This is a genomic window from Microcoleus sp. S1D4, from assembly GCF_036700765.1.
GTDB lineage: Bacteria > Cyanobacteriota > Cyanobacteriia > Cyanobacteriales > Microcoleaceae > Microcoleus.
The window spans coordinates 298,924-311,123 of the sequence record NZ_JAUBPP010000003.1; the positions used below are offsets into that span (position 1 = coordinate 298,924).

Annotated in this window: 11 protein-coding genes; 5 read left to right on the plus strand and 6 right to left on the minus strand. The window is 47.7% G+C overall.

Features of this window, described 5'->3' with window-relative positions:
- Positions 1–78: 78 nt before the first annotated feature.
- Positions 79–375: a twin-arginine translocase TatA/TatE family subunit gene (gene tatA / locus QT998_RS05310; protein ID WP_333133116.1), complete on the minus strand. Its 297-nt coding sequence runs from the start codon at positions 373–375 to the stop codon at positions 79–81.
- 44 nt (positions 376–419) lie between these two features.
- Between tatA and QT998_RS05315 the strand changes: the two genes are divergently transcribed.
- The 4 genes from QT998_RS05315 (at position 420) to QT998_RS05330 (ending at position 5,315) form a co-directional block, all read left to right on the plus strand.
- Positions 420–1,157 carry a phycocyanobilin:ferredoxin oxidoreductase gene (locus QT998_RS05315; RefSeq protein ID WP_333091090.1) on the plus strand — a complete coding sequence of 246 codons (738 nt, stop codon included), beginning with the start codon at positions 420–422 and terminating at the stop codon, positions 1,155–1,157.
- Between the two features lie 72 nt (positions 1,158–1,229).
- Entirely contained in the window at positions 1,230–2,870 is a 1,641-nt protein-coding gene (locus QT998_RS05320; protein WP_333091092.1) for an HlyD family efflux transporter periplasmic adaptor subunit, read from the plus strand.
- A 149-nt stretch (positions 2,871–3,019) separates the two neighbouring features.
- On the plus strand, positions 3,020–4,180 hold the full coding sequence (devC, locus tag QT998_RS05325; RefSeq protein WP_333091093.1) for an ABC transporter permease DevC: 1,161 nt from the start codon (positions 3,020–3,022) through the stop codon (positions 4,178–4,180).
- A gap of 412 nt (positions 4,181–4,592) precedes the next feature.
- Positions 4,593–5,315 (plus strand): DevA family ABC transporter ATP-binding protein, encoded by a 723-nt coding sequence (locus QT998_RS05330; RefSeq protein ID WP_333091094.1) that lies wholly within the window; start codon positions 4,593–4,595, stop codon positions 5,313–5,315.
- Positions 5,316–5,331: 16 nt separating this feature from the next.
- On the opposite strand, the gene QT998_RS05335 is transcribed toward QT998_RS05330, so the two are convergent.
- On the minus strand, positions 5,332–6,243 hold the full coding sequence (locus QT998_RS05335; RefSeq protein ID WP_333091095.1) for a hypothetical protein: 912 nt from the start codon (positions 6,241–6,243) through the stop codon (positions 5,332–5,334).
- A gap of 161 nt (positions 6,244–6,404) precedes the next feature.
- The gene (locus QT998_RS05340) at positions 6,405–6,803 is read right to left on the minus strand and encodes a hypothetical protein (RefSeq protein ID WP_333091097.1); all 399 of its coding nucleotides are present in this window, start codon (positions 6,801–6,803) and stop codon (positions 6,405–6,407) included.
- On the opposite strand from QT998_RS05340, the gene QT998_RS05345 reads away from it, so the two are divergent.
- Complete coding sequence (locus QT998_RS05345) at positions 6,783–8,861, plus strand: DNA polymerase III subunit gamma/tau (protein ID WP_333115682.1); 2,079 nt, start codon at positions 6,783–6,785, stop codon at positions 8,859–8,861. The two genes, QT998_RS05340 and QT998_RS05345, sit on opposite strands and share 21 nt — an antisense overlap.
- Here QT998_RS05345 and QT998_RS05350 read toward each other — a convergent pair.
- From QT998_RS05350 to clpP, 3 genes are read right to left on the minus strand one after another with little or no spacing between them, the layout of a single operon-like run.
- Entirely contained in the window at positions 8,848–9,621 is a 774-nt protein-coding gene (locus QT998_RS05350) for a GNAT family N-acetyltransferase (RefSeq protein WP_333115685.1), read from the minus strand. The two genes, QT998_RS05345 and QT998_RS05350, sit on opposite strands and share 14 nt — an antisense overlap.
- Positions 9,622–9,647: 26 nt before the next feature.
- Positions 9,648–10,988 carry an ATP-dependent protease ATP-binding subunit ClpX gene (gene clpX / locus QT998_RS05355; RefSeq protein ID WP_333091101.1) on the minus strand — a complete coding sequence of 447 codons (1,341 nt, stop codon included), beginning with the start codon at positions 10,986–10,988 and terminating at the stop codon, positions 9,648–9,650.
- Between the two features lie 9 nt (positions 10,989–10,997).
- Positions 10,998–11,687: an ATP-dependent Clp endopeptidase proteolytic subunit ClpP gene (gene clpP, locus QT998_RS05360; protein WP_194010717.1), complete on the minus strand. Its 690-nt coding sequence runs from the start codon at positions 11,685–11,687 to the stop codon at positions 10,998–11,000.
- Positions 11,688–12,200: the final 513 nt, after the last annotated feature.

Below are 12,200 nucleotides of genomic sequence, written 5' to 3' on the forward strand. Positions count from 1 at the left end.
TTCAGTCCCAATCAACCAACCTAATTTAAAGAGCATCTGGGGCATTTTTTCTAGGAGCGCCCCAGATGCTCCCCTAATTTACACCTTCGGCCCAGCCTCTTCCTCTTTCTTCTTCTCCTTCTCCTTCTCGTCTAGAGCCGATTCATCATCTCCTAGACCGACCCCTTCCTTAAAACTCCGCAGCGTTTTACCCAAAGCATTTCCCAACTCAGGAATTTTTTTAGGGCCAAAAATTAGAATAGCGACTACCGCAATAATGCCCATTTCGGGCAATCCCAGACCAAACATACAGTCATCTCCTATAAAACTTGCTCGATCGCAAGTCAATCTGCTGGTATCCTTAAAAGTATCTACCTTTTTTCCTGCATCCTGCAACCGTAGAATCAAGTTTTATTAAGCGATCGCCCGATAAATTAGGAATGTTAGAAATCTCCCAGCCTTCCCTGCGCGAGCAACAGCACTACCTCATCCGCGAACTAGCACAACGGATGGAAGCAGTATGGCACCGCTATCTCGACCTCGAACCCTACCACCTCCCCGCTGAGTTGGGATACATAGAAGGGCGCTTGGAGGGAGAAAAATTGATCGTGGAAAACCGCTGCTATCAAACGCCGCAGTTCCGCAAAATACACCTCGAACTCGCTAAAGTCGGGCCGGTGCTGGATATTCTGCACTGCGTGATGTTTCCCAGACCGAATTACGCTTTGCCAATGTTCGGCACCGATATCGTAGCAGGCAAAGGCAAAATTAGCGCCGCAATCGCAGACCTTTCTCCCCTCAATCCCAGCCGCACTTTGTCGGAAAATTACCGAACCCAACTGCAAAATTTGCCGGTCAACCAATTTTCCTGTCCCCGCCAAATTCCTGAATGGGGAGATATTTTCTCAGAATTTTGCCTGTTTGTCCGGCCCGATTCACCAGAAGAAGAAACCAGATTTCTGGACATAGTTGAATCCTACGTTGAAATTCACTGCCAACTCGCAGTCGCAGCAGAACCAGTCTCTGCGGCCGAAGCATCGAAAATTCTCGACGCTCAAATTTACTACTGCACCCAGCAGCAGCAAAACGACAAAACCCGCCGCGTCCTCGAAAAAGCTTTCGGTCAAGATTGGGCAGAAAATTACATGACTCAGGTGCTTTTTGATTTCCCTAAATAGCTGAAATCAGTTTACACTACTTAACAATAGGTGTGAAAAAACTTAATCAAGAAATCACCTATGTGATAAGTCATGGGAAAGGAATCGCGGGTCAAGGATAAGTCATTTTTAAAACCTCCAGGGCGAGGAGTCATTGGTTTAGCGATCGCCGCTACTGTCATTATCACAGGAGTAGGTTTTTGGCAAGTATCTCAAATTAAAAAAGCCGAAGAGTTAAAGGCGGCTGCAACGGCGGCTGCAACTCCAGCCTCCACTCGCAGCAGCATCACAGCTTTGGGTAGGTTGACTCCCCAAGGGGAAGTGATCAAATTGTCCGCCCCTTCAGCGTCGGAGGGAGCGAGAATTGAAGAGTTGCGGGTGGAAGAGGGCGATCGCGTCAGTCAAGGACAAATCATAGCAGTTCTCGATACGCGCGATCGGCTCCAAGCCATCCTCCAACAAGCCGACAAAGAAGTTCAAGTCAAACAAGCAGAATTAGCCAAAATTCAAGGAGGCGCAAAAACCGGGGAAATCGTCGCCCAAAAAGCCGAAGTTTCCAAGTCAGAAGTTCAACGTCAAAGAGAAACTGAAGGCGAAGCAGCCAATGTCGCCCGCCTAGAAGCTCAACTGCAAAGAGAAACCGAAGCCGAACAAGCAAACGTAGCCAAATTTGAAGCTCAACTGCAAAGAGAAACCGAAGCCGAACAAGCCAATCTTGCCAAATTTGAAGCGCAACTGCAAAGAGAAACTCAAGCGCAGCAAGCCAAACTCGCGAGGCTGGAAGCTCAATTGCGCGGCGAAATTGCCTCTCAAAACGCTACAGTCGATCGACTAAAAGCCGAATTAACCAACGCCGAAGCCGAGGAACAACGCAACAAAGAACTCTCCGAAACAGGCGCAATTTCCGCTTCTAGCTACGACACCAAACGCTTAACAGTAGCTACAGCCAAACAAAAAGTTAGAGAAGCACAAGCGATATTAGAAAAAACCGTCGCAACTGTGCAACAGGAAATAATTGAAACTCAAGCTACCCTCAAACAAATATTAGAAACAGGCCAACAAGAAATCAACCAATCCCGCGCCAATCTTAAACGCAAATTAGAAACAGGGCGGCAGGAAATTAACCAAGCCCGCGCTACTTTAAATCAAAAGATAGAAACAGGCCGAGAACAAATCAATCAAGCCGAAGCAATGCTGAAACAAAAAGCAGAAACCGGCGAAGCACAAATCAATCAAGCCAGAGCAAATCTCGACCAAATATCCGAAGTCCGTTCCGAAGACGTACAAGCCGCCCAAGCCGCAGTCGAAAGTGCGATCGCCACCAGACAAAAAGCCCAAGTAGACTTAAACTTAAGCTACGTCAAAGCACCCGTATCCGGTTCCATCCTCAAAGTTAACACCAGACAAGGAGAACGCATCAACACCCAAGACGGCATAGTAGAACTAGGCCGCACCGATCAAATGTACGCCATAGCCGAAGTTTATGAAACCGACATCGCCAAAGTCCTAAACGGCCAGCGCGCTACCATCAGCAGCCCCGTATTTGCAGGCAATTTAGAAGGAACAGTCACTCGAATCGGCAAACAAATCGGCAAAAAAGATGTCCTCAATACTGACCCCGCAGCCGACACCGACGCGAGAGTTGTAGAAGTAAGAATTCGCCTCGATCCCGAATCGAGCAAGAAAGTTGCATCGCTCACAAACTTGCAAGTTGAAGTTAAAATAGACATCTAAGATTCGGAATTGTTGACTGTTGACTGTTGACTGTTGACTGTTAACCGTTAACCGTTAACTACTGCCAACTGCCAACTGCCAACTGCCAACTGCCAACTGCCAACTGCCAACAGCCAACCACCAACTGCCTTCTTCCCCCTTCCTTCATTATGGCAAAAATACCCTTAGCTTGGGCACAGTTAACCCGCGAAAAAATGCGCTTAGTCATCGCGCTAGCAGGCATCGGATTTGCCGACTTGCTGATGTTTATGCAGTTCGGATTTAGAGACGCGCTGTTTGAAAGTTCCATCAGCTTCCACTCAAAGTTAAAAGGAGATATTTTCATCACCAACACCCAATCTACGGCTTTAATAGCCATGAAAAGTTTTCCCCAGCGGCGCTTGTATCAAGCTTTGAGTTTTAACGGCGTTACAGAAATCAGCCCGGTATATATAGGCTTTGGATTGTGGAAAAATCCCGACCCAAACGTTCGCAATACCCGGCAATTGATGGTCATCGGTTTTGACCCCACTCATCCAATTTTTGAGATGCCAGAAATCACAAATAATTTGGACACAATCAAAATTCCCGATGTGGTTTTATTTGACCAAGCTTCCCGCCCAGAGTTTGGGCCGGTAGCAGAATATTTCAAACAGGGAAAAGTTGTTGAAACTGAAGTTGACAATCGCCGCGTTAGGGTAGATGGTTTATTTACTATAGGGGCTTCTTTCAGTGCTGACGGAAATCTTGTCACCAGCGATTTGAACTTTCTGCGTATTTTTCACACTAGAAGAACTAAAGGTTTAATTGATATAGGAATTGTTCACTTGCAGCCTGCAACGGATGTTAAGGCTGTTGTGGAAAAAATGAGGGCAACTTTGCCGTCAGATGTGCGAATTGATTCTAAGGAAGAGTTTGTAGCTTTTGAGAAAAAGTATTGGGAAGAAAGTACGGCGATCGGTTTTATTTTCACTCTCGGCGCGGCAATGGGATTTATCGTCGGGATAGTGATTGTATACCAAATTCTTTATACTGATGTTAACGATCACTTGCCGGAATACGCTACGCTCAAGGCGATGGGATATAAGGATTTTTACTTTTTGGGGGTAGTTTTTAAAGAGGCTTTGATATTAGCAATTCTTGGCTATTTACCTGGGTTTGGGGTTTCTGTGGTGCTGTACAATTTAGGGAGAAGTGCTACGAGTTTGCCGATGTACATGACGGTGGGGAAGGCTGTAACTGTTTTTGTAATGACCGTTGTGATGTGTTGTCTATCGGGGGCGATCGCAGTTAGGAAGTTGCAGGCTGCTGACCCGGCGGATATTTTTTAAATGGGTGATTGGTGATTGGTGATTGGTGATTGGTGATTGGTGATTGGTGATTGGTGATTGGTGATTAGTTGTTGGTTATTGGTTGTTGGTTATTGGTTATTTGTTATTGGTTATTTGTTATTTGTTATTGGTTATTTGTTATTGATAGTTTTGCCGATCAAACGCTATGCTGTAAGAGAGCATCCATCTCGATCGCACTCTTCCTGGGTTCTGCGCTATGACCCAAAGCTTCAACCCCACAGCGTTACCTCGACGCCGATGTTGAAAGCCAACGCGCCGATGCTGAACGAGAACAAAAAGAGCGATTGGCTGCTTATTTGCGATCGCAGGGAGTCGATCCCGATCTCAATTGAGCCTTGTCTGATTATTTTGAACCTTATGGGTTGATTTCATTAAATAATGCCAATTAATTATGAACGCTACACCAGTTGTTTCCATTAAAAATCTCAATCATTCCTTCGGCGAAGGACAACTTCGCAAACAGACATTATTTGACATCAACCTCGAAATTTATCCGGGCGAAATCGTGCTGATGACCGGGCCTTCTGGGTCGGGCAAAACAACGTTGTTAACCTTGATTGGAGCTTTGCGATCGATCCAAGAAGGCAGTCTCAAAATTCTTGACCAAGAATTGCGGGGAACCAAGAAAAATAAATTAGTTCAACTCCGCCGCGACATCGGTTATATTTTCCAAGCTCACAATTTGCTCAAATGCTTGACAGCAAGGCAAAACGTGCAAATGTCTCTGGAACTGCACAGCCATCTTTCTACCCAAGAAACTAACGATAAAATAGAGCGAATGCTGGAAGCTGTAGGGTTGGGAGAAAGAATAGAATATTACCCGGACAGTCTTTCTGGCGGACAAAAACAAAGAGTTGCGATCGCCCGCGCATTAGTCAGTCAACCAAAATTAATATTAGCCGACGAACCTACCGCAGCCCTAGACAGCAAATCTGGTAGAGATGTGGTAGAAATCATGCGAAGTTTAGCCAAAGAACAGCACAGTACAATATTGCTCGTCACCCACGACAACCGGATTTTAGACATAGCAGATCGCATTATTCACATGGAAGACGGCTACCTCGCACAAGACACCGCCACCAACACCGCCACCGCTGCTATTGCCAGCAAATAAACTTAATTAAATCCGCTTATTTGCGGGAAGTAGGGCGCTTCGCCCCAGTTTTACTAGAACTTTTAGATGCAGTTTTACTTGGGATCTTGGTAACACCTTTTGTTCCTTTTGAACTTTTAACAGAGGTAACTTGACTTGGAAGATCGTTCGCAAGTCTGCCCGCAGCAGCTCTCGTAGTCCTAAAGCTAACATTCACCCCTTCGTTTGACTGTTCCAGCACCAACATCGGCGTTGGCTTGGCTTTTTGATCCCACTCAATGTGAACAATGCGGCCTTGAATTGTTGGCTGCCAACTGTCGTGATCGTCGGAAGGACTCAGGTAAGTTTCCAAACAATCAATAATTTGATTAATTGTCGCCGATGTTGCCTGAGTCGGCAGTTTCATCAGCTTAATTTGAATCCGAAACAGCACTCGCTTTTCTATTTTTACTGCCGGATCGCCAGTTTCGTATTCGATATCAAACATCGAATCCACTTGTCTGCCGCTGCCTGCACTTCCGTTTTTATCTCCGACAGCACCCTGAGTCGGACGCAGGGCAATACTAATTTTGTCTTTGACTTTTACCTTAATTTTGTTCACAATGGCAAAGTGAAAAACCTCTTCCGCCATCCGCATTCTCAGGTAGTCTAAATTAAAGTCTCGCGAGTGGATGAGGTCGGGATTTTTTTCCATCTTTGTCAAGGTTTCCAGAGCCATTTTGTATTTTTTCTGGAGTTCTCGATTTCTAAACTCTTCAAATTTGAGCTTCTTGCTCAAATCTTTGAGTTTTAGCTTGGTAAACACCGCTAAACCGATAAGCAATAACAACAGTGCCCCGGATGCTCCCATCAAGAGTTGATCGGAGGCTAAACCTGCTGGTTTAGCCTGTTTGGGCTTGGGAGAGGCTACTGCCAACCTTGATTCTACAAGGATTATTTTGGTTGACATGGGCTTTTAAAGGGTAAAATTTGGCACTATATTTCTACAGGACTCCAGAGTAGAGCTGGCAGTGCAACTCGATCGACTAACATCGATCTCTTTCTATCACTATCTGTCTACAACCGGATTTCTACAACTCGAACAGGCACCCTCTAATTAATACTCTATCTTTAACTGCAAGCTGGTTCCCGAAATATCGCAAAATCGCGATCGGCCAATGGGAAAAAGAAATTGCGGATTCTCTGTGTTATATTATACCAGTACAGTTCAAAAACAAGTAGGTTCGGCGGGCTCTGCTTCTCAGAAAAGAACAGTAAACACACATAAATTAATAGTAACTCTGAGAGCGATTGCCCAAAACAATTCTGCCGAACAACCGATCGCCCGGAGATCGTCCGGGTACAGGCGAGGAAGGTGCTAATTGCTACAGGCTCCCTCGCTCCCGTCGCCCGGTATAGCGAGTGATTTGGTTGGAGACGATCGCTAGCGGTGCGATCGAACAACGTGTCCTTAGCTAAGATTACAGCTAATACCACCAATATTCGATCGTGACCTACGAACCCCTCCATCACAAATATCGCCCTCAGACATTTGCCGAATTAGTCGGCCAAGAGGCGATCGCCCAAACCCTAACCAGCGCCATCCTACAACAGCGCATAGCACCAGCATATCTATTCACAGGCCCCAGAGGCACCGGCAAAACCTCCAGCGCCAGAATTTTCGCCAAATCCCTCAACTGTATTTCTACCGGCGCGCCCACCCCAACTCCCTGCGGCAAATGCAACGTTTGCCAAGAAATTGCCAGAGGTTCCACACTAGATGTCATCGAAATCGACGCCGCCAGCAACACCGGAGTAGATAACATCCGAGACTTGATCGAACGAGCCCAATTTTCCCCCGTCCAGTGCCGCTATAAAGTATATGTAATCGACGAAGTTCATATGCTGAGTACCCAGGCATTTAATGCCTTATTAAAAACCTTAGAAGAACCACCCGATCGCGTCGTATTCGTCCTCGCCACAACCGACCCCCAAAGAGTCCTGCCCACCATCATCTCACGCTGCCAAAAATTCGACTTCCGCCGGATTCCCCTCGACTCAATGACCGCCCACCTGCACAAAATCGCCCAATTAGAAAACATCAACATTGCCAGCGAAGCAGTACAAATGGTTGCTCAAATCGCCCAAGGAGGACTGCGAGATGCCGAAAGTTTGCTCGACCAACTCAGCTTATTTCCCGACCAAATAACAATCGAAAAAGTTTGGGATTTAGTCGGCGCAGTCCCCGAAAACGACTTAATGGAACTGCTGCAAGCAATTGAAAAAGATAACCCTACAGCATTAATAGACATGACCCGCCACCTCATGGATCGCGGTCGGGAACCGCTAATAGTGCTGCAAAGTCTCGCCAGCTTTTACCGAGATTTGCTAATAGCCAAAACAGCACCCAAACGCTCAGATTTAGTCGCTTTAACAGCCGCCACTTGGGAAAAACTTTGCGATGTTGCTCGCACCTGGGATACCGAGTTAATTTTAGCAAGTCAGAAACAATTGCAAACCCAGGAAGTGCAAATTAAAAACAGCACTCAGCCGCGATTGTGGCTGGAAGTAACCCTATTGGGATTATTGCCCTCAGCAATTAGAACTCAGCAGCAACAAACAGCAGAACCAGCTAGAAATATTGCTCAATCCCAAATTCACCCCTCTCAACCTAGGGCTAGCCAGGGGGCATCGCCCCTACAATCGGGGGGGAATCAGACATCTCATATTGAACAATCTTCAGTTCCCAATTCGCAAAATTCTCCGCCTCAGTCGCCGCCTGTGGCTAATAGAATAGAAAGCACACCTCCTGCTGCAATTCCCGCACCTGTACCAACTCCTGAAACGAATCAAACAAATTATGCCTCGACTAATTCAGCCGATGAAATTGATTTAGATAGATTGTGGGAACAGGTACTCGATCGCGTGCGCCCTCCCGGCACTCAATCGCTACTCCGCCAACATGGACAGCTAGTAATTTTTAGCAATGATAGTGCTTATGTTAAGATTAGTTCCCAGCCGTTACTCAAGATGGTTAAAGACAAAGTAGCTAATCTTGAAGAAGCTTTTGTGCAAATTTTCAACCGTCGAGTAACAGTAAAAGTGGGCTTGACAAATCCCGCTGAAACTAATAGTTCCAGCATCAAGGATTTGCCAGCTTCTAACGGACTGGTTGCCGAAAATTTGAGGAATTCTCATCCGGCGGGCGATGGGAAGCAACAGATACAGAATTCGGCGGGTTCTGAAATTCCAGATAATTTTAATAGGGATGAAGGAGAAGAGCAAAAACGCTCTTGGGAGGCTGAAAATACCGCCGCAAAACTGCCAAATATTTCTGAACCTCTGCGGGATAAAAACCACATTACAGACTCTCAGAATGACTCTAAAGCTCAGGCTGTAGCGGTGCGAGATGACGCGCGAGATGTGGCAAATTTAGCTAGGGAGTTGGCTCATATATTTGAGGGGGAAGTAGTCGATTTGTCGGATGATTTAGAGATTTGGGAGTCGGAAACTTTTAGATTGGAATCTGAACCGGATTTTCCTGAGTTATCTGCTGAGGTTGATGGGGATGATTTTATGGGTTGGTAATCAAATTGGGCGGGAGGGAAATGTGCAAGATTTCGCCGATCGCACAAAATCCCGCGCGGGTGTAAACTCGAAATTCCTCCTCGTGTCCTGGCATCAGAAACGCCACCGCAACACCCGCGTCGAAAGCTTCTCGCAGCAGCCGGGCCGTCAAAGCCCCTGCGATGCCCCGCCGCCGAAAAGAAGGGCGGACACCGATACCTGCGATTTCTGTCGTCTGATTTTCCGGCACAGTACAGATTCCAGCCCCCGCAGGTTCGCCCGTTGCTGCTACGCGGGCGAGTACCGCAATGCTGCCCGCCGCGATACTTTTGCGAAGACTGTCAACGTCTTCAGGGCTTGGTGCAACTTCGCCGAAAGCCTCGTGTTGCGCCGCCACAGTACCGAAGAGCTCAGCGTCGGAAACTGGCAAAATTAGCTCAATTTCTGGGGGGATGGGAAGCAATTTCTCCGAGCCCGGAGTACAAATCATCAGCGGCAAGCGTCCCTCAACAGTGAAACCAGCCGAGATCAGGGCTTCTTCGACAGCAGGCGCTAGTTTCGATACATACTCCAAACGCGGCTTTCGCCCGCGCCAAGAGTACGCAGCGATTAGGGCGTTGACATCGGCGAGGGAAGGTGCTGCGCCGTCGTCGGGAATGGCATAGTTGAGATAAGGGTTAGCGCTGTGGCGGCTGAAGGTAGCGAGAAAGGGCCCGATCCGCTCGGTGTCGCGCTGCTGGCTGGCGGCAAAGCGCAGGTATGATTGAATGCGAGATTCCATAAGCTGCTGTGCTGAAAACCTTGCCTTTAAGCTGACTCCGGTTTTGGTAGCGAAGACGGAAGTACCAAGAGCTCGGCGGTCGATCGCTTCTCGACCATTTCCTTAGTAATCGTACACCGCGTCACATCCTTGCGCGACGGCAACTCGTACATCACATCCAACATCAATTCTTCGACAATTCCCCTGAGCGCCCGCGCTCCAGTTTTGCGGCGGTAGGCTTCCTGGGCGATCGCCCGAATCGCATCCGGCTTAAAGTCCAACTGTACATTATCCATTTTTAGCAGCTTTTGATACTGCTTAACCAAAGCATTGCGAGGCTCAGTCAAAATCGCCATCAGCGTTTCCTCATCCAGCGGATCTAACACCGCCGCCACAGGCACCCGCCCGATAAACTCAGGAATCATCCCAAATTTGACCAAATCGTCTGGTTCCAGTTGCCTGAGCACATCAGCGGCCCGTTTTTCCTTCGGCACAGCTTCTCCCGGCTGAATAAAACCCATTGACTTTTTACCCGTTCTCTGCTCGATCACCTTGTCGAGACCGACAAAAGCGCCGCCGCAAATAAACATGATATTGCTGGTATCAATTTGGATGCAGTCTTGGTAGGGATGCTTGCGGCCGCCTTGGGGAGGTACATTGGCGATCGTCCCCTCAAGCATTTTCAGTAGCGCCTGCTGCACCCCTTCTCCAGAGACATCCCGCGTAATCGAAGGATTTTCGCTCTTCCGGGCAATTTTGTCAATTTCATCAATATAAATAATTCCGCGCTGCGCCTCTTCCACATCCATATCTGCCACCTGCAGCAGCCGCAGCAAAATATTTTCCACATCTTCCCCGACATAACCGGCTTCCGTCAGAGTCGTCGCGTCAGCCACCGCAAACGGCACGTCCAGCATATCCGCCAAAGTCTGAGCGAGGAGAGTTTTTCCGCAGCCCGTCGGCCCGATTAACAAAATATTTGATTTTTGCAGTTCTACTTCTTCCGGCGGGTGCTTGCCGCTATTTTTGGCATGGATAAAACTCAGTCGCTTGTAGTGGTTGTAAACCGCCACGGAGAGCACCTTTTTCGCCTCTTCTTGACCGATCGCATTTTCGTCGAGATAATTTTTAATTTCCCTCGGCTTGGGAATTTGGCTCATCGACATACTTTTGCCCGAGGTAGCGCGGCGTTTTTGGGTTGTTTCCTGCTTCGGAACCGCCGCCGCCGGCACTGCACTCGAATCAAACAACTCCTCATCTAAAATTTCATTGCACAAGTCAACGCATTCGTCACAGATATACACCCCAGGGCCTGCGATCAACTTGCGTACCTGCTCTTGAGACTTGCCACAAAACGAACATTTTAGATGGGAGTCGTACTTAGACATAACAGCCTCTTATTTCAGTGCAGTGACATTTTCTCCCGCCGTCGGAAGATTTTCCTTTTCGATAACTCGATCGACCAATCCGTAATCTTTAGCTTCCTCGGCCGACATAAAAAAGTCGCGCTCAGTATCAGCCTCCAACTTTTCGAGGGATTGACCCGTGTGGTGCGCTAAAAGTTGATTCAGCTTACGCTTATGATAAAGGATTTCTTTAGCTTGAATCTCAATATCAACTGCCTGACCTTGAGCGCCTCCAAGCGGTTGGTGAATCATAATCCGGGAGCTCGGAAGAGACATCCGCTTCCCGTGGGCTCCTGCTGTCAGCAGAAATGCGCCCATACTCGCGGCCAAGCCGTAACAAATCGTCACCACATCCGGGCGGATTTGCTGCATTGTGTCATAAATTGCCATACCCGCCGTCACCGAGCCACCGGGGGAATTTATGTACATTTGGACATCTTTTTCTGGATCTTCGGCATCTAGATACAATAGCTGAGCTACGATCGAGTCAGCCACTTCATCGGTTACGGGAGTTCCTAAAAACACGATTCGCTCCCGCAGCAAGCGCGAGTAAATGTCAAATGCCCGCTCGCCCATCCCCGACTGTTCTAGTACCATCGGCACTACATTGCTGGGACTAGAGCTGACATCAAAATCGTTATAGCTTGTAATTAGGTAATTGGAAGATTGAGATACAACCATAAGACACCAGTCAAGGATACTAGACAATTTGCTGCTGATGAAAGCTTGAAATTAAGCCGTCAGCTTTTAACTATTATGCCTTTTCTGAACCGACATGGGGGGAATCGGGAGTTTTGAGTTGGCAAATTGCTTTCCGCAGCGAAGCGCAAAGCTGAGGCGACTTCCCGCGACTGGGGGGTGAATGAGTTGAAATACTTACCGATCGATCGTCGCTGTTTCTAGTTTCTCGTTTTTAGTGCGCGCCCCGAGCTTGTATATAACTTAGCAACAGAAACCCGGTTTCAAAGAAACATCAGCCTTGGGCCATGAGGCATCTACACTGCAGGAGGCGCGAGCGTTCAGAAACCGGGTTTTTTTTTACCAACAGCTTTCGTTGCAGGCTGCAGATTCGGTAAAAACCCGGTTTTTTGGCGATCGAATGCGTCAGTTACCTACATAGAAACCGGGTTTCTAGCCCCCTGCGGGTAAGTTCGCTGCATCCTAGGCTGGTAGTTTTTGGCATTGCCAAAAAGT

What these genes read in the sequence shown, in the direction of transcription:
- QT998_RS05315 (WP_333091090.1), top strand. Translation starts at nt 420, where the DNA reads ATGTTAGAAATCTCCCAGCCTTCCCTGCGCGAGCAACAGCACTACCTC.
- QT998_RS05320 (WP_333091092.1), top strand. Translation starts at nt 1,230, where the DNA reads ATGGGAAAGGAATCGCGGGTCAAGGATAAGTCATTTTTAAAACCTCCA.
- devC (WP_333091093.1), top strand. Translation starts at nt 3,020, where the DNA reads ATGGCAAAAATACCCTTAGCTTGGGCACAGTTAACCCGCGAAAAAATG.
- QT998_RS05330 (WP_333091094.1), top strand. Translation starts at nt 4,593, where the DNA reads ATGAACGCTACACCAGTTGTTTCCATTAAAAATCTCAATCATTCCTTC.
- QT998_RS05335 (WP_333091095.1), bottom strand. Translation starts at nt 6,243, where the DNA reads ATGTCAACCAAAATAATCCTTGTAGAATCAAGGTTGGCAGTAGCCTCT.
- QT998_RS05340 (WP_333091097.1), bottom strand. Translation starts at nt 6,803, where the DNA reads ATGGAGGGGTTCGTAGGTCACGATCGAATATTGGTGGTATTAGCTGTA.
- QT998_RS05350 (WP_333115685.1), bottom strand. Translation starts at nt 9,621, where the DNA reads ATGGAATCTCGCATTCAATCATACCTGCGCTTTGCCGCCAGCCAGCAG.
- clpX (WP_333091101.1), bottom strand. Translation starts at nt 10,988, where the DNA reads ATGTCTAAGTACGACTCCCATCTAAAATGTTCGTTTTGTGGCAAGTCT.
- clpP (WP_194010717.1), bottom strand. Translation starts at nt 11,687, where the DNA reads ATGGTTGTATCTCAATCTTCCAATTACCTAATTACAAGCTATAACGAT.